The following is a 17123-nucleotide window of genomic DNA, read 5'->3' on the forward strand; positions in this document are numbered from 1 at the left end:
GGCCCCCGCCGGTGGACGCCCCGCCGGTCGGCGCCCCCGCCCCGGGGCGCAACGGGGTGACGCCGACGGCTGCGGCTGCGAGGATCTGAGCATGGCCAACGCAGACGAATCCCGGCATCCGTCGACCGCCCCGGACTGGTGGAGGTCCGCCGTCGTCTACCAGGTGTACCCGCGCAGCTTCCAGGACTCCGACGGCGACGGCGTCGGCGACCTCCGCGGCATCCTGCAGCGTCTCGACCACCTCGAACGGCTCGGGGTCGACGTCGTGTGGCTCTCGCCCATCTACCGCTCGCCGCAGGCCGACAACGGGTACGACATCAGCGACTACCGCGACGTCGACCCGGTGTTCGGCACGCTCGACGACCTCGACGACCTGCTGGCGGCGCTGCACGGGCGCGGGATGAAGCTCGTGATGGACCTCGTCGTCAACCACACCTCCGACGAGCACCCGTGGTTCGTCGAGTCGCGCTCCTCGCGGGAGAACCCGAAGCGCGACTGGTACTGGTGGCGCCCCGCCCGTCCGGGCACGCACGGCGGCGACCCCGGCGCCGAGCCGACGAACTGGGAGTCGTTCTTCTCGGGTCCGGCCTGGCAGTGGGACGAGGCGACCGAGGAGTACTACCTGCACCTGTTCGACGTCAAGCAGCCCGACCTCAACTGGGAGAACCCGGACCTGCGGGCCGCCGTCTACGACATGATGCGCTGGTGGCTCGACCGCGGCGTCGACGGCTTCCGGATGGACGTGATCAACCTCATCTCGAAGCATCCGCACCTGCCCGACGGGCCCGTGCGCGCCGGGCGTCGGTACGGCGACGGCGGCGCCGCCTACACCAACGGCCCTCGGCTGCACGAGTTCCTGCAGGAGATGCACCGCGAGGTGTTCGACGGGCGCGACGGGCTGATCAACGTCGGCGAGACGCCGGGCGTGACGCTCGACGAGGCGATCCTGCTCACCGATCCCGCACGGCGCGAGGTCGACATGGTCTTCCAGTTCGAGCACGTCGGGCTCGACCACGGCGCCACGAAGTTCCGCCCTCGGCCGCTCGCGCCCGGCGAGCTCGCGGCCTCGCTGACCCGGTGGCAGGAGGGGCTCGCCGACCGGGGCTGGAACAGCCTCTACCTCGAGAACCACGACCAGCCGAGGTCGGTCAGCCGCTTCGGCGACGCCGAGGAGCACTGGTACGCGTCGGCGACGGCGCTCGCGACGATGCTGCACCTGCTGCGCGGCACCCCGTACGTGTACCAGGGCCAGGAGCTCGGCATGACGAACGCGCCGTTCGGCACGATCGACGAGTACCGCGACGTGGAGTCGCTGAACGCCTACGCCGACGAGGTCGCGAGCGGCACCGCCGTCGCCGACGCCCTGTCCGGCCTCAGCCTCATGAGCCGAGACCACGCGCGGACCCCGGTCCAGTGGGACGCCACCCCCAACGCGGGCTTCACGACCGGCGAGCCGTGGCTCGCCGTGCACCCGGACCACGAGCGCGTCAACGCCGCCGCCCAGGTGGGCGACCCCGGTTCGGTGTTCGAGTACACGCGCGCCCTCATCGCCCTGCGCCACGATCGCGACGTCGTCGCGCACGGCGGCTTCGAGCGGCTGGACGCCGGCCACCCGGCGATCTTCGCGTTCGAGCGGGCGCTCGGCGAGGACCGCCTGCTCGTCGTCGTGAACCTCGCCTCGGCCGAGCACGATCCGGCCTTCGACGAGTCGGTCGCGGACCGCTGGCGGGACGGCATGCCGCTGCTCACGAACACGCTGCCCGACGCGCCGCCGCCGTTCGACGCGCCGCTCGGCCCCTGGGAGGCGCGGGTGCTGGCCTCCCGCCCCTGATCAGGCCGCCAGGCGCTCGGCGAGCAGCTCGAGCGTCCGGACGCGGCCGGGGGTCGCGTCGATCGGCTCGTCGGCTCGTGCGCCGGCGACCGGCGAGACCATCACCTCGTCGATGCCGTGGCGGTCGGCGAGCGCACGCACGGCGACGGCCGCGCCATCCGGTGCGTCGATCACCCAGCGGGGCCGCATGCGCGCCATGACCGCGTCGGCGTCGGAGTCGCGCGGGGCCGCCGCGGCCTCGTCGACGGTCTCGAGCACCCGCATCGGCCGGTTCAGGGCGAGTCGCGCCATCGCGCGGAGCTGGGGCAGCGCGCGCTCCGACGCCTCGTCGGCGGTGTCGGCCACCGCGGCGTTCAGGGTCAGGATGGTGCGGGGCTCCGGATGCCGCTCGCTCGCCCGGTACCCGGAGCGATAGAGCTCGAGCGCACGCTCCAGGCCCTCGCCTGCGAAGTGGTTGGCGAACACGTACGGCAGCCCCAGCTCGGCCGCGAGCTTCGCGGAGTAGTCGCTCGACCCGAGCAGCCACAGCTCCGGCGCCGCGGTCGCCGCGGGCGTCGCACGGATCGGGTACTCGCGGCCGCTCGTCAGTCGCAGCGTCGCGCCGTCCGGGGAGAGCAGGCTCTGGATGTCGGCGACGTGCTCCGGGAACCGGTCGACCTCGGCCGTCGGCCCCGAGATGCGAAGCAGCTGCGTGATCACCGGGTCGCTCCCCGGGGCGCGCCCGATGCCGAGGTCGATCCGGCCCGGGGCGAGCGCCTCGAGCGCCGCGAACTGCTCGGCCACCACGAGCGGCGCGTGGTTCGGCAGCATGACCCCGCCCGAGCCGACCCGGATGCGCTCGGTGCGCGCCGCGATCGACGCCACGAGGACCGGCGGGGTCGTCGAGGCGACGGAGGGCATGTTGTGGTGCTCGGCGAACCAGTAGCGCGCGTAGCCGAGCCGATCGGCGGCGCGGGCGAGGTCGACGCTGGCCGCGAGGGCCTGCGCCGACGACTGGCCGCTGCGCACGGGAACGAGATCGAGGACCGAGAGACGGGGTGCAGGAGGCATCCCCAGGTCGAACGGTTCGCGGCGGCCGCCTATTCCGGCCCGCCGATCGGCGCGATGAGGGCTCGGGTTGTCCCTGAGCGGATCCGGGGGTGCGTCCTGATCTCCGGCGGTCCGCGCGCGCATTGGATGGAACCCGTCGTGAGCGCCGCCGGGTCGTCCGGCGGCCGCCGGACCGGGCCTCCAGTGCCCCCGCCCGGCCCACGACCCCGACTCCGGAAGGAACCACCGATGCACCAGCTCGCCTCCGAGACCGCCGTGGCGGACGACGTCGCCGCGGTCCCCGAGACCGTCGTCGACGTGACCGCCCCCGTTCGCTCGCTCCGCGAATCGCTCGCGCTGCTCGCCGAGCGGCTCGACGGTCGCCTGTCGATCCCCGGCGAGCCGGGCTACGACGCCGACCGGCTCGCCTGGAACCTCGCGATCGACCAGCGGCCCGTGGCGGTCGTCGTCGCGGCCACGGTCGCCGACGTCGCACGCACGGTTCGCGCCGCCGCCGAGCTCGGGCTCGCGGTCGCACCGCAGGCCACCGGCCACAACGCCGGGCCGCTCGCGGAAGGGCGCGGGCTCGCCGACGCCATCCTGCTGCGCACCCACGAGTTGCGTGCCGTGGAGGTCCGGCCGCGGCAGCGCGTGGCCCGCGTCGAGCCCGGCGTGCTCTGGGCCGACGTGGTCACCGCCGCGGCGCCCCACGGGCTCGCGGCGCTCGCCGGTTCGAGTCACGACGTCGGGGTCGTCGGGTACACGCTCGGCGGCGGCGTCTCGTTCCTCGGCCGCGCGCACGGGCTCGCCGCGAACCACGTCCTCGCGATCGAGCTCGTGACCGCCGACGGCGAGTTCCGCCGCGTCGACGCCGACCACGACCCGGAGCTGTTCTGGGCGCTGCGGGGCGGCGGCGGCGACTTCGGCGTCGTGACCGCGATCGAGTTCGGCCTGCTCGAGCTGGAGCAGGTCGTCGCCGGCGCGCTGTTCTTCCCCCTCGACCGCGCCGAGCAGGTGCTGCAGGCCTGGGCCGAGTGGAGCCGCACCGTGCCCGACACGGTCACCTCGGTCGGCCGGGTCCTGCGCTTCCCGCCGCTGCCCGACCTGCCAGCCACCCTCTCGGGGCGCTCGTTCGTGCTGGTCGAGGCCGTCGTGCTCGAGGACCCCGATCGCGCCGACGCGCTGCTCGCGCCGATGCGCGCCCTGCACCCGCAGATGGACACGGTCCGCTCGCAGCCACCCGCCGAGCTGCTCGATCTGCACATGGACCCGCCTGGGCCGACGCCGGGGCGCGGCGACGCCATGCTGCTGCGCGAGCTGCCGGCCGAGGCCGTCCGCGCCGTCGTCGCCGCGGTGGGCCCCGAGGCCGACACGGCACTGCTCTCGGTCGAGCTCCGCCACCTCGGCGGGGCGTTCGACCCCGATGCCGCCGTGGCGCTCGCGGCCGAGCGCGGACTGCCGCTGCCCGGGGCCGTCGGCGGCCTCGACGGCGAGGTGCTCGTCTTCGGCGTCGGCATCTCGACGGCCGAGGGCGACGACGCCGTCGTCGCCTCGCTCGGACGGCTGTTCTCGCGCATCGAGCCGTGGCGCGCCGGGCTCGAGTACCTCAACTTCGCCGAGCGCCGCACCACGGCATCGCGCTTCTTCGGCGACGACGGCCGGCTCGCGCGGCTGCGCGCGGTCAAGCACGCCGTCGACCCGACGGGCGTCATCCGCTCGAACCACCCGGTGGCCGACTGATCCCGGGGCCGCGGATGGCGCACGCCCGCGCCGCGCGACCAGACCGGGTCCGGCTCCGAGGCCGGGCCCGTTCGGCGCGTCGGTCACCGGGGCGAATGGGTCTGTCGGTTCTGCGCCGAGGTTCCTAGGCTGGGGGACACGCGACGACGTCGTCGCTCGACCTTGGGGGAGGGACGCATGACCGTTCACCATGAACTGCCCACCACGACCGATTTCGCGACACTGGCCGGTGAGCATCACCCCGCCATCTCGATCTACGCCTCGACCTCGCCCGTGGTGAGCGAGCGGGAGCGCGCCGAGGTCGCCGTGAAGAGCGCGTTCGACGAGGCCATCGATCGGGTCCGGGGCAACGGATCCGACGCCGGCGAGGTCGCGGCGCTGAAGGCCGAACGCGATGCCGTGCTCGCCGACCGCGGCGTCTGGGCGGGGCTGTCCCGCTCGCTGGCGATCTTCGTCGCGCCGGGCTTCACCGACGTCTACGTCCTGCCGAACCGGCTCGACGATGCGCTGCACGTCGGCTCGCACTTCGTGCTCGGGCAGCTGCTGCGCGCTCCGAGCCAGGACCAGGAGGCGTTCGCGGTCACGCTGTCCTCGAACGAGTGGGGGCTCTGGCACGCCCTGCCGACCGCACGGGCCGAGGAGATGCCGCTCGATCCGAGCCTGCCTCGCAACCTCGACGACGCCGCGAACCGCGTTCCCGGCGACGTCGGGCAGCGTCGCACCGGGGGACACGGCGACCGCGGAACCAACGAGGACGACCGTCGACCCGAGATCCACGACATCTACGTCAAGCGCGTCGCCGACGCCGTCCGGCAGGAACTGCAGGCGCACGATGCCGACGGGAAGGTGCCCCTGTTCGTGTTCGCCGCGGAACCGCTCCTGAGTTCGTTCCTCGACCGCGCGGGCAACGGCCGGCGCGTGGTCGGCATCCAGGGCGCGCCCGACCGGCTCGGCGCCGCCGAGATCGACGTGGAGCTGCGCCGGCAGCTGTCGGAGCTGAACGTGAACGAGGCCAGGACCGCGCTGGCCGGCCTGGCCGACGGCAGCGCCGGGCGGGTCGAACGCGACCTCGCCGCGATCGGGCGGCTCGCCGCCGACGGTGCCGTGGAGTGCATGTGGTTCGACTTCACGACCTCGGTGAACGGCACGCTCGACCACGAGTCGGGGGCGATCGAGTTCGCCGTCGACCACGGCGACGGTGACGAGCTCGCCGACGGAACGCACGCCGGAGACCTGCTCCCGCAGCTCGCGATGCTCGTGATCGCCCGCGGCGGCAAGGTCATCACCGTCCGCGGGGACGACCTCGAGGAGTCGGTGTGGACCGGGCCGGCGATGGCGGAGCTGAGGTTCGCCCTGACCTGACCGGCGTCCCGGCGCGGGCGCACCGCGCCCGCGCGGACCGCCCGGTCAGGCGGTGGCGGGGACCGCGCCGAGCGAGACGCGCGGTCGCGCGCGGCCCGCATCCGCGGCGGTCACGCGGCGTCGCGGCGCGGACGCGCGGGCGCCGGCCCCGAACGACCCGTCGGCCTCGAGCACGGGCAGCACGATCGCGGGCTGGCACTCGAACCTGACCTCGACCTCGTGGGTCCGGTCGTCCTCGATGATCGCCTCGAACGGCACGACCACCGAGTGGAAGCGCCCGCGCCGACGCGGCGGCGCCGACCGCAGCGCGATCGCGAGTCGCGCCCCGTGGCCGAACTGCGAACGGTCGGGCGCGATCTCGACGCGCCACAGTTCGCTCGGGCACGAGGCCACGCCGGAGAGGTGGATGACGCGGATGCCGCCGGTCGTGATCGCGACCGCGGTGAGGTCGTCGGCGTGCACGTGAGCGTGATCGATCGTGTGGGCCATGTCCGCCGACGGTACGGATGACCCGCCTCGCCGACATCAGTGCTGGCGCTGAGATGCGGAACCCTAGGCTGGCCTGATGCGATTCGGATTCTTCGTTCCCCAGGGCTGGCGTCACGACCTCGTCGGCATCGAACCGGCGGCGCACTGGTCGACGATGCACGGCCTCGCCGCGCACGCCGACCGCGAGGGCTCGCCGTGGGAGTCGATCTGGGTCTACGACCACTTCCACACGGTCCCCGTGCCGAGTGACACCGAGGCCACCCACGAGGCGTGGTCGCTCATGGCCGCGTACGCGGCGTCGACGTCGCGCGTGCGCCTCGGGCAGATGTGCACGTGTGTGGCGTACCGCAACCCCGCGTACCTCGCGAAGGTGGCGGCGACGATCGACGTGATCTCGGGCGGCCGGCTCGAGATGGGCATCGGCGCCGGATGGTACGAGCACGAGTGGCGTGCGTACGGCTACGGATTCCCGGACGCACCGGCGCGGCTGCGGATGCTGCGCGAGGGCGTCGAAGTGATGCACCAGGCGTGGACGACGGGTCGAGCGAGCCTCGACGGCGAGTTCACCCAGGTGTCGGACGCCATCGTGCAGCCGCAGCCGCTGCAGGACGGCGGCGTGCCGATGTGGGTCGCGGGCGGCGGCGAGAAGGTCACGCTCAAGATCGCGGCGAAGTACGCCGCGTACACGAACTTCTACGGAAGCCCCGAGGAGTTCAGCCACAAGAGCGAGGTGCTCCGCGGGCACGCCGACCGCCTCGGCCGCGACTTCGACACGATCGTGCGCAGCTCGAACTTCAACACCGTCGTCGGTGAGGACGACGCCGACGTCGAGCGACGGCTGCAGGCGATCGAGGATCGCGTGACCGCGGCCGCCGGGCCCGACGTGGCGGCGCGCGTCATCCGCGACTACCGGAGCGACGCCGCACTCGTCGGCACGCCCGAGAAGGTCGTCGCGCAGCTGGGCGACATGCGCGAGCGCGGCCTCGGCTACGCCATCCACTACTTCCCGGAGCTCGCGTACGACCGCTCCGGGCTCGAGCTCTTCGAGCGCGAGGTCATCCCCGCGCTGGCCTGACGGCGGCCGGCGCGCGGCGGTGCGAGCGGCGCGGGCAGATCCGTTTCTCAGGCGGCGGGGCCGGCCGAGACCTCGTCGAGCTTCGCGCCGAGCTCGACGTCGGTGGGCTCGGTGAAGTGCGTGCCGTCGGGGAAGACGACGACGGGGATGTTCGTGCGGCCCGAGATGGCCTTGGCGCGCTCGGCGCCCTCGACGACGACCTCGAGGTCGACGTAGTCGTAGTCGACGCCGCGTCGGTCGAGCAGCGACTTCGAGCGGCGGCAGTCGCCGCACCAGGCGGCGCCGTACATGGTGATGCGGGCAGGGTTCAGGTCGGTGACGGGGGAGGTCATGCCCATAACCTACGCGGGTACCCTGTGCGATATTCCCAGCCTGCGGTGCAGGGGTTCCGCGCACGGGTGCCGGGTGCGAGGCTCGACGCATGCGGTTCGAGACCACGATGGCGCAGACGGGGAACAACACCGGCATCGAGGTGCCGGCCGAGGTCGTCGAGGCCCTCGGCGGCGGCGACGCCATCACGGTCGAGCTCGAACTCGACCGTGAGCCGCGGGTCGTCGAGGTGCCCGAGGACTTCGCCGCGGCGCTGGACGGTGCTCCGGGCGCTCGGGCGGCGTTCGAGAAGCTGGCGCCCAGCCACCGGAAGGCCCACGTGACCGCGATCACCGATGCGAAGACGCCCGAGACGCGGCAGCGGCGGATCGCGAAGGCGATCGAGAAGCTCGTCGGAGACTGACGACCCTCGGCTCAGCCGACCGGCTCGCGCTCGCGTGCGGGAAGCTCGACGCCGACGAGGCGGGCGAACGCGCTCAGCTGGGCGACCCCCTGCGGCGTGCGGGGGAGGGCGTCGACGAGTCCCGGCGAGTACAGCAGGTACGCCGCGACCTGGGCGCGGGAGATCGCGACGTTCAGGCGGTTCTTCAGGAGCAGGAACTCGACGCCGCGCGGCGCGGCCGCGGCCGACGACGCGGCGAGCGAGACGATCGCGATCGCCGCCTCCTGGCCCTGGAACTTGTCGACCGTGCCGACGGGGACCTCGGCGAGTCCGGCGCGATCGAGCGCGTCGCGCACGATCGCGAGCTGGGCGTTGTAGGGCGTGACGACGATCAGGTCGCGCGGCTCGAGCGGGCGTGGTGGGGCGGTGGCGACCTCGCCGGCGCCGCGCGCGATGCCCGTGTACTCGCGACCGATGAGCGAGCGGGCGAGCCGCACGACCTCGGCGGCCTCCTCGGGCGACTCGGTGGTGTTCCCCTCGTGCTCCACGGGGATCGGGACCAGCCCGGGCTCCACCCCGGCGACCGACCGCAGTGCGGCGCTCGGGTGCGAGTCGAGCGCCCCCTCGTACGACAGCTGGGAGACGGGTGCCGCCAGCGCCGGGTGCAGCCGTCGGCTCTCGGCGAGGAAGTAGCCGTACTCGGGCGGGAGCACGTCGTGACCCTGCGCGATCCAGCCGAGCGCTGAGAGGTCGACCGGTTCGGGGTGCGTGCCCTGGCTCACCTGGGGGAGCTGCTGGGGATCGCCGAGCAGCAGCAGCCGCCGCGCGGCGACGGAGGCGGCGATCGTCGAGGCGAGCGAGAACTGGCCCGCCTCGTCGATCACGAGCACGTCCAGCTCGCGCCGGCCGACCCTGTCGGCGTTCGCGAAGTCCCACGCGGTGCCGCCGTACACGAATCCGCGGTCGCGGTTCGCCGCGATGAACGCGCTCGCGCCGTCCTTCTCGATCGCGGTCCACGAGGCCGTGGCGCCGTCGGCGCCGCCCTTCGGCGCCTTCGCGATGCGGCGCGGGTCGAGTCCCGCCTCGACGACGGCGTCGAGGAGGTGCTCGACGACCGCGTGCGACTGCGCGACGACCCCGACCTTCCAGCCGTGGTCGGCGACGAGCCGGGCGATCACGCGGGCGGCGACGTAGGTCTTGCCGGTGCCCGGGGGGCCCTGCACGGCGAGGAACGAGCGGTCGAGGTCGCCCAGGGACCGCACCACCGCGCCGACGTAGTCGTGGTCGGCGACGGGTGCGAGTGCGCCGCCGGATCGGGTTCGGGGCGGCATGCGTCGGAGCAGGTCGAACGCGGGGTCGGCCGGGTGGCGCGGGTGCTGTTCCACGATCGGCCGGGCCCACTCGGCGATCGCCGACTTCTGGCGGCCGGCCGGGGGCGGGTTGCCCGGGACGAGTGCGAACGGCAGGTCGCGCCACGTCTCGTCGACCGTGGAACGCTCCTCGATGCGCACGCCGTCGGCCGTCGCCTCGATCACCGTCGCCCTCGCCCACGCCCGCGAACCGGGGCGTCGGGTGAACGAGGGGAACGGCGCAGGCCAGTCGTAGAGCAGGTAGAGGTCGGCGCCCGCGCTGAAGCGCGACCCGGGCGCGATGCGACCGCGCAGCAGCAGTTCGCGACGGTCGAACTGCTGACGCCCCTCGCGATACCAGTCGTGGAGGACGACGGTCGCGGCCGGATCGACGACGAGCACGTCGCGATGGTCCTCCCACGCCTCGAGCGGCTGCTCCACGCGGAAGAAGTGGCCCCACCAGAAGGTCTTCATCTCGCGGTCGTGGTAGTCGATCGCGGCCGAGGCGAGCGCGAGCGCCGAGCGGTCGGGGTCGTCGCGCCGCTCGTCGGCGGTGCCGGCGAGCCGGGACAGCTCGGCGGCGAGCGGGCTGGTCTCGTACTGCTTGCCGCTCGGCTCGGCCAGCAGGAGCGCGGGCACCGGGGCGACGCCGCGTGCGCGCGCCAGGCCGAGCAGCCAATCGCGCAGTCGGAGGGTCGAGACGCAGTCGTAGCGGTTGTACTCGGCGAGGTCGTCGAGCACGTGCTGCGCCGCCTCGTCGCCGGAGAGGCCGGTGCTGGGATCGACCCCGCCGGTCGCCTGGAGCTCGCGTGCGCGCACGTACTCCAGGATCGAGTCGCCGCCGGACTTCACGTCGGCCTCGCGCAGCTCGTCGCCCATGTAGAGCGGTTCGAGCTTCTTGATCGAGTACGACCGGCTGCCGACCCGCACCGCGCGCTTGACGATCGGGTAGAGGTCGACGAGCACGCCGTCGGCGAGCAGCTGGTCGACCTCGGCCTCGCCGACGCCGTGCCGGGCGGCGATCGAGGTGAGGTGCGTGCGCTCGTAGCTCGCGTAGTGGTAGATGTGCAGGTTCGGATGCCGCTCCCGCCGCTCCTTCACGAGGGCGAGGTACGCGACGAGCGCCTCGCGCTCCTCGGCGAAGGAGTGCGCCCAGATCGGGGTGAACCGCTCCTCGGCGTCGATCATGCCGAAGAGGTAGTCGATGCCCCACTCGGTCGCCGCGCCCTCGGTGTAGAGCGGGTCGCCCTCGAAGTCGAAGAAGAGGTCGCCCTCGTCGGGCTCCGGGATCGCGGCCAGCGCCCCGGGCTCGCGCACCTCGACCGGCGGCGGCAGGGGCGGGTCGTCCGGCCCGTGGGTGCCGGCGGCCTCGGCGGCGCGCAGTTCGGCCTCGGCCCGGAGCTGCAGCCGGGCCTGCACGCGCAGCCCCTCGAGCGTCGCCTCCATCACGCCCTCGACGGGACCGGCGGAGGCCGCGAGCTCGTCGATCGTCGTGATGCCGGCGGCGTGGAAGTGGGCGCGCTGCGTGATGCGCAGGCCCGCGACGAGCAGGAGGTCGCGGGCGGCGTGCACCTCGAGGTCGCACGTCGGGCATCGGCCGTCGAACGAGACGCCGGGATCGCCCCACGCGACCGGGCCGTCGGCCGCGACCCGCGCGGCGACGAGCTCGCGAAGGCGCTCGCGGCGCAGCAGGAAGACCGGCTCGATGTCGGCCAGCCGGTGCGAGCTCGTGGTTCCGTCGCCGAGCAGCAGTTCGACGGTGTCGGCGCGGGGGATGCGCAGGCGGTCGAGCTGCGCCGCGTATGCGGCCAGCTGCAGCAGCGCGGTCACCCGCGCCCGCCTCGCGAGCTTGGAGTCCTGCACGAGGTAGCGGCCGTCGGCCTGCCGGACGATGAAGTCGGCGAAGCCGACGAAGCCGTCGTCGACGAACGTCGCCTGGAACACGACCGGCGCGCCGGCCTCGAACGCGGCGCGCGTCGCCTCGACGGCGGCCTCGAGCTGCGCGGCATCGCGCAGGTCGGGGCGTTCGATCTCTACGACCCCGTCGCCGAACTCGGCGCGGTACCGCTCGAGCACGCGGAGCTCGTGCGCATCTCCCATGCGCCCGGCTCGCTCGAGCATGGCGTCGGCCACGGGCTCGAACAGCGTGTCGCGCCCGAGCTTCACGTCGAGCTCGCGCAGGAACGCGAACTCGCAGTCGGACGCCTTCTTCAGGTCGCTCGCGCTCGTGACCACCGTGCCGTCGGACAGGTACATCGGGCTCCCTCCGCCGTCATCGTGGTGCCCACGCTATCGGCGGCATCCGACACCCGGCGGCCGGATGCCTCGGCGGATCAGGCCGCGCCGACGAGCGCGCCGCGCTCGAGCCCGAGCATGCCCTCGACCGCGCCGTGCACGAGCGAGCCGCGGTCGCTCGCGTCGCCCCAGCGGACGAGTGCCTGGGCGTTGAGGCCGTCGATCATGCCGAGCAGCTGCCACGCCGCCGCGCCCGTGTCGGGCGTGCGGAAGCCCGCGTGCTCGACGCCCTCCTCGATGACGCCGCGGACGAGTTCCTGCCAGGCGTCCATCTGCGCCCGGACGGATGCCGCGAGCGCCTCGTTGCGTCGGCCGAGCGCCCAGGCCTCGACCCAGACGATCGTCACGTCGTCGCGCGTGCCGTCGAGCAGCGTGTCGAGCAGGGTGCCGAGGCGCGCGGCGGGTCCCGGGAGGTGGGCGAGGAGGCCGCCGAGCTCGTCGAGCTCCTCGGCGACGATGCTCGCGAACGTGTCGGCGACGAGCGTCTCCATGCTCGGCTGGTAGTGCGCGACGAGGGCCGGCGTGACCCCGGCGCGGGCCGCGATCGCGCGGAGGGTGACCGCCATGAGCCCCTGTTCGAGGGCGAGCAGGCGGGCGGCCTCGACGATCTCCGCGGATCGCTCGGCGGGGCTCTTGCGGGCGGCTCGGGTGCGGACGGGTGTTGACATCGTGTGGCCAGTCTAGGTAATCTCCCACTTTATTGATCGCATGATCAATAAATTTCCGCTCACTCGAGCACCACCCGGTCGAACGATGAGGTTCCGCACATGAGCATCCAGTCCCCGGAGGAGACGCGCGCCGACGCCGTCGCGACGCCCTCCGCCGCAGCCGCCGCCACGGCGGATCGCCCCGCGCACGCCGCCGCTCCCGCCACCGACCGCGTCGGCCACGTCGAGCAGCACGGCACCGAGCACGTGCCCGCCTCCGAGCGCCACGGCCGCCCCTCCAGCCTCTTCTGGGTCTGGATGTCGGCGAACGTCGGCTACCTCTACTTCGTCGTCGGCGGGGTGCTCATGCTCCTCGGCCTCCCGCTCTGGGAGGCGCTCGCGATCACCGTCGTCGGCAACCTCTGGTGGGCGCTCGTCGGCTGGCTCGCCGTCAGCGGCCCCGCGTCGGGCTCGCCGAGCGTGTCGATCATGCGCGCCATGTTCGGCATCCGCGGCAACAAGGTCTTCGGCGCCGGCCTCGGCGTCCTGATCGGCGTGTTCTACGAGATCATCAACGTCGCCTTCGCGACGCTCGGCGCGATCGCACTGCTCGCGCACGTCGGCATCGGGCTCCCGCCCGGGGGCGAGTGGATCGTCCTGGCCGTCATCGGCGTCCTGAGCTTCGTGATCGGCGTCTACGGCCACGCCACGATCCTCGCGCTCGCGCCGTGGTTCTCCGCCGCGCTCGCCGTGGTCTTCGTCATCCTCGCCGTGTTCGTGTTCGGCGCCGCCGACTGGGCCTACGCGGTGGAGCCGCTTCCCGTCGCCGAGCACTGGGCGCTCGTGATGCTCGGCTTCGCGATCGTGGCCTCGAGCCCGCTGTCGTGGGGCATCGGCGCCGACTACGCCCGCTACCTGCCGGCCGACGTCTCGAAGAAGAAGGTCGCCTGGTACACCGCGCTCGGCGGCTTCGTGCCCGCGCTGCTCATCGGCGTCCTCGGCGTCGTCGCGGGCACCGCGATCGACATGACCGACCCCGAGCTCACCATCGGCGAGATCGTGCCGGTCTGGTTCACCCCGATCTTCCTCGGGATGATCGTGCTCTCGAGCATCACGAACAACGTGCTCGTCGCCTACTCCACCGGCTTCTACGCGCAGGCCCTCGCCGAGCGCATCTCGCGCCCGGTGACCACGATCGTGACGGGCGTCGTCGCGACCGCGGCGGCCGGCTGGGTGCTCTTCCTCTCGCCGAGCTTCCTCGACGCCCTGAGCGCCTCGCTCGAGCTGTCGGTCACCGTCTTCGGCCCGCTCGTCTCGATCTACGCGATCGACATCGTGCTGCGCCGCAACCGCTACGACGGCGCCGCGCTCGACGACACCCGTCCCGGCAGCCCGTTCTGGTACCGCGGCGGCGTGTTCCTGCCCGGCGCGGTCGCGATGGTCGGCGCGATGACGATCGCCGTGCTCTCGGCGAACACCACGCTCTTCGTCGGCCCGATCTCGAACGCGCTCGGCGGCGCCGACCTGTCGGCGCTCATGGGCCCGGTGCTCGGCGCCGGCATCTACGCGCTGCTGTGGCTGACCACGGACCCGTACCGCGACCCGGCGAAGCGGCCGGGCGCGGCATCCGCCCGCACCGAGGGAGTCCGCGCATGACCTGGCGCATGCCCGCCGAGACGGCACCGCACGAGCGCACCTGGATGGCGTTCCCGCGCGAGGGGATCACCCTCGGCGAGGGCGACGCCCACCGCGAGGAGGGGTACGCGGCCTGGACCGCGGTCGCCCACGCGGTCGCCGAGTTCGAACCCGTGACGATGGTCGTCGACCCGACCGAGCTGGATCGCGCGCGCCGCATGCTCTCGTCGGAGATCGAGATCGTCGAGGCCCCGCTCGACGAGTTCTGGATCCGCGACTTCGGCCCGACGTTCGTGGTTGACGACGAGCGCCCGGGCGTGCTCGGCGCGGTCGACTGGGTCTTCAACGGATGGGGTGCTCCCGAGTGGGCGGAATGGAAGGTCTCGGCCGAGATCGCCCGGTTCGCGGCCGCGCACGTGGGCGCCGAGCTCGTGAGCTCCGTGCTCGTGAACGAGGGCGGCGGCATCCACGTCGACGGCGAGGGCACGGTGCTGCTCACCGAGACCGTGCAGCTCGACCCCCGGCGGAACCCGTACGCCGACCGGGCCCGCGTCGAGGCCGAGATGGCCCGCACGATCGGCGCGACGAAGGCGATCTGGCTGCCGCGAGGCCTCACCCGCGACTACGACGACTTCGGCACGAACGGCCACGTCGACATCGTCGCGACGCTCACCGCACCCGGCCGCGTCCTGCTGCACCACCAGGCCGACGAGGCGCACCCCGACTTCGCGGTGACGCGCGATCTCCGCGCGCTGCTCGAGGCCGAGACGGATGCCGCGGGGCGGCGCCTCGAGGTCGTCGACCTGCCCGCACCCGCGACCCTGCGCGACGACGAGGGCTTCGTCGACTGGAGCTACGTGAACCACCTCGTCGTGAACGACGGCGTGGTCGCGTGCGGCTTCGGCGAGCCCGAGGCCGACGAGCGGGCGGCGGCGATCCTCGCCGACGCGTACCCCGGCCGGAAGGTCGTCACCGTCGACGCGCGGCCGATCTTCGCGCGTGGCGGCGGCATCCACTGCATCACCCAGCAGCAGCCCGCGCTGCCGAACGAGGGGACGGAGCGATGATGAGCGAGATCCGCACCGATCCGGCCGAGTCCGCCGAGACCGGCGCCGGTACGAGCGGAGGATCGGGCATCGACGTCGTCGAGGCGTCGATCGCCGACCTGCGCGCCGCGCTCGAGGACGGTCGCACGAGCGCCGTCGCCCTCGTCGAGGCGTACCTCGCACGCATCGACGCGTTCGACGGGCCCGGCACCGAGACCGCGCTGAACGCGGTGGTCGTGCGCAACCCGGAGGCGCTCGACGAGGCCCGCGCCTCCGACGCGCGCCGCGCGCGAGGCGAGCTGCTCGGCCCGCTCGACGGGATCCCGTACACCGCGAAGGACTCCTACCTGGTGCAGGGGCTGACCGCGGCATCCGGTTCGCGGGCCTTCGCCGACCTCGTCGCGCAGCGCGACGCCTTCACGATCGAGCGGCTCCGCGGCTCCGGCGCGATCTGCCTCGGCCTGACGAACATGCCGCCCATGGCCAACGGCGGCATGCAGCGCGGCGTCTACGGCCGCGCCGAGAGCCCGTACAACGCGGAGTTCCTGACCGCGGCGTTCGGCTCGGGCTCGTCGAACGGCTCGGGCACCGCGACCGCGGCCTCGTTCGCCGCGTTCGGCCTCGGCGAGGAGACCTGGTCGTCGGGTCGCGCGCCCGCATCGAACAACGCGCTCTGCGCGTACACGCCCTCGCGCGGCGTCATCTCGACGCGCGGCAACTGGCCGCTCGTGCCGACCATGGACGTCGTGGTGCCGCAGACGCGCACGATGGCCGACCTGCTCGAGGTGCTCGAGGTCATCGTCGCCGACGACCCCGAGACGCGCGGCGACTTCTGGCGCGCGCAGCCGTGGATCGAGCTGCCGGCGGCGTCCGCCGTGCGGCCTGCCTCGTACGCCGGGCTCGCGACGGGCCCCTCCGGCGCGCCGGCCGAGCTCGCGGGCAAGCGCATCGGCGTGCCGCGGATGTACGTCAACGCCGACCCCGAGGCCGGCACCGCCGCCCCCGGCGAGACCGTCGGCATCGGCGGCGCGACCGGGCAGCGGATCGAGACGCGCGCCTCGGTGATCGAGCTGTGGGAGGCCGCGCGCCGCGACCTCGAGGCCGCGGGCGCCGAGGTCGTGCTCGTCGACTTCCCGGTCGTGTCGAACTACGAGGGCGACCGCCCCGGTGCGCCCACGATCGCCACCCGCGGACTGGTCTCGCCGGAGTACCTGAAGCGCGAGATCGTCGACCTGTCGGCGTGGGGCTGGGAGGACTTCCTCCAGGCCAACGGCGACCCGGCGCTGTCGACGCTCGCCGACGTCGACGGCTCGCGCATCTTCCCGCATCCCGAGGGCGCGCTGCCGGACCGGTACACGGGCTTCGACGACGACATCGCCGAGTACCCGGGCTGGGTGCGCGCGCATCCTGGGGCGACGTGGGACGACATGCCGGAGCTCGAGGACGGCCTCCGCGGGCTCGAGGAGACGCGCCGCGTCGACCTCGAGGAGTGGATGGACGAGCTGGGGCTCGACGCGGTCGCCTTCCCGGCGGTCGCCGACGTCGGCCCAGCCGACATGGACGTGGACCCGGCATCGGCCGACCTCGGCTGGCGCAACGGCGTCTGGGTCGCCAACGGCAACCTCGTGCCCCGGCACCTGGGGATCCCGACCGTCACCGTGCCGATGGGCCTGATGGAGGACATCCGGATGCCGGTGGGGCTCACGTTCGCCGGCCGTGCCTACGACGACACGGCCCTGCTGCGCCTCGGCGCCGCGTTCGAGGCGCTCGCGCCTCGTCGGGTCGCCCCGCCGCGAACGCCGCGCCTCGGCTGACGCGCGTCCGCGCGACGCGACGCCCGGTCCCGGATGCTGCGGGGCCGGGCGTCCCGCACGCGGTCCCCGCGGCGTCCGGCCCGGCGCGTCGCGTCGCGT

The 17123-nt window shown here is 73.6% G+C and carries 13 protein-coding genes; 8 read left to right on the top strand and 5 right to left on the bottom strand.

From position 1 onward, the window contains the following. Nucleotides 1–91 precede the first annotated feature (91 nt). Nucleotides 92–1831, top strand: a complete 1740-nt coding sequence (locus ABME01_RS01150) for a glycoside hydrolase family 13 protein (protein ID WP_353826507.1) — start codon at nt 92–94, stop codon at nt 1829–1831. Here the strand turns inward: ABME01_RS01150 and ABME01_RS01155 are convergent, their stop codons facing one another. Next, complete coding sequence (locus ABME01_RS01155) at nt 1832–2881, bottom strand: LLM class flavin-dependent oxidoreductase (RefSeq protein ID WP_353826508.1); 1050 nt, start codon at nt 2879–2881, stop codon at nt 1832–1834. A gap of 228 nt (nt 2882–3109) precedes the next feature. Between ABME01_RS01155 and ABME01_RS01160 the strand changes: the two genes are divergently transcribed. Both ABME01_RS01160 and ABME01_RS01165 read left to right on the top strand, forming a co-directional pair. Further along, nucleotides 3110–4600 carry an FAD-binding oxidoreductase gene (locus ABME01_RS01160; RefSeq protein ID WP_353826509.1) on the top strand — a complete coding sequence of 497 codons (1491 nt, stop codon included), beginning with the start codon at nt 3110–3112 and terminating at the stop codon, nt 4598–4600. Between the two features lie 177 nt (nt 4601–4777). Further along, the gene (locus ABME01_RS01165; protein WP_353826510.1) at nt 4778–5962 is read left to right on the top strand and encodes a baeRF8 domain-containing protein; all 1185 of its coding nucleotides are present in this window, start codon (nt 4778–4780) and stop codon (nt 5960–5962) included. 45 nt (nt 5963–6007) lie between these two features. Here the strand turns inward: ABME01_RS01165 and ABME01_RS01170 are convergent, their stop codons facing one another. Further along, entirely contained in the window at nt 6008–6451 is a 444-nt protein-coding gene (locus ABME01_RS01170; protein ID WP_353826511.1) for a hypothetical protein, read from the bottom strand. A 76-nt stretch (nt 6452–6527) separates the two neighbouring features. Between ABME01_RS01170 and ABME01_RS01175 the strand changes: the two genes are divergently transcribed. Next, nucleotides 6528–7526, top strand: a complete 999-nt coding sequence (locus tag ABME01_RS01175; RefSeq protein ID WP_353826512.1) for an LLM class F420-dependent oxidoreductase — start codon at nt 6528–6530, stop codon at nt 7524–7526. A gap of 47 nt (nt 7527–7573) precedes the next feature. On the opposite strand, the gene ABME01_RS01180 is transcribed toward ABME01_RS01175, so the two are convergent. Continuing rightward, nucleotides 7574–7858 carry a glutaredoxin family protein gene (locus ABME01_RS01180; protein WP_353826513.1) on the bottom strand — a complete coding sequence of 95 codons (285 nt, stop codon included), beginning with the start codon at nt 7856–7858 and terminating at the stop codon, nt 7574–7576. 89 nt (nt 7859–7947) lie between these two features. Between ABME01_RS01180 and ABME01_RS01185 the strand changes: the two genes are divergently transcribed. Further along, nucleotides 7948–8259: a YdeI/OmpD-associated family protein gene (locus tag ABME01_RS01185; protein ID WP_353826514.1), complete on the top strand. Its 312-nt coding sequence runs from the start codon at nt 7948–7950 to the stop codon at nt 8257–8259. A gap of 11 nt (nt 8260–8270) precedes the next feature. Here the strand turns inward: ABME01_RS01185 and ABME01_RS01190 are convergent, their stop codons facing one another. Both ABME01_RS01190 and ABME01_RS01195 read right to left on the bottom strand, forming a co-directional pair. Beyond that, nucleotides 8271–11843 (bottom strand): TM0106 family RecB-like putative nuclease, encoded by a 3573-nt coding sequence (locus ABME01_RS01190; protein WP_353826515.1) that lies wholly within the window; start codon nt 11841–11843, stop codon nt 8271–8273. A gap of 77 nt (nt 11844–11920) precedes the next feature. Further along, a complete protein-coding gene (locus tag ABME01_RS01195) occupies nt 11921–12550 on the bottom strand; it encodes a TetR/AcrR family transcriptional regulator (protein WP_353826516.1) in 630 nt (209 codons plus the stop codon). A gap of 99 nt (nt 12551–12649) precedes the next feature. Here ABME01_RS01195 and ABME01_RS01200 point away from each other — a divergent pair, with 99 nt between their 5' ends. Genes ABME01_RS01200 through ABME01_RS01210 form a run of 3 tightly spaced genes read left to right on the top strand, consistent with a single transcriptional unit; the run spans nt 12650 to nt 17024 of the window. Further along, nucleotides 12650–14185: a purine-cytosine permease family protein gene (locus ABME01_RS01200; protein ID WP_353826517.1), complete on the top strand. Its 1536-nt coding sequence runs from the start codon at nt 12650–12652 to the stop codon at nt 14183–14185. Beyond that, nucleotides 14182–15231: an agmatine deiminase family protein gene (locus ABME01_RS01205; protein WP_353826518.1), complete on the top strand. Its 1050-nt coding sequence runs from the start codon at nt 14182–14184 to the stop codon at nt 15229–15231. The genes ABME01_RS01200 and ABME01_RS01205 overlap by 4 nt, the downstream gene beginning before the upstream one ends. Continuing rightward, nucleotides 15228–17024 carry an amidase gene (locus tag ABME01_RS01210; RefSeq protein ID WP_353826519.1) on the top strand — a complete coding sequence of 599 codons (1797 nt, stop codon included), beginning with the start codon at nt 15228–15230 and terminating at the stop codon, nt 17022–17024. Before ABME01_RS01205 ends, ABME01_RS01210 begins: the two co-directional genes overlap by 4 nt. Nucleotides 17025–17123: the final 99 nt, after the last annotated feature.

The sequence above is a fragment of the Agromyces litoreus genome (assembly GCF_040496015.1).
Taxonomy (GTDB): Bacteria; Actinomycetota; Actinomycetes; order Actinomycetales; family Microbacteriaceae; genus Agromyces; species Agromyces litoreus.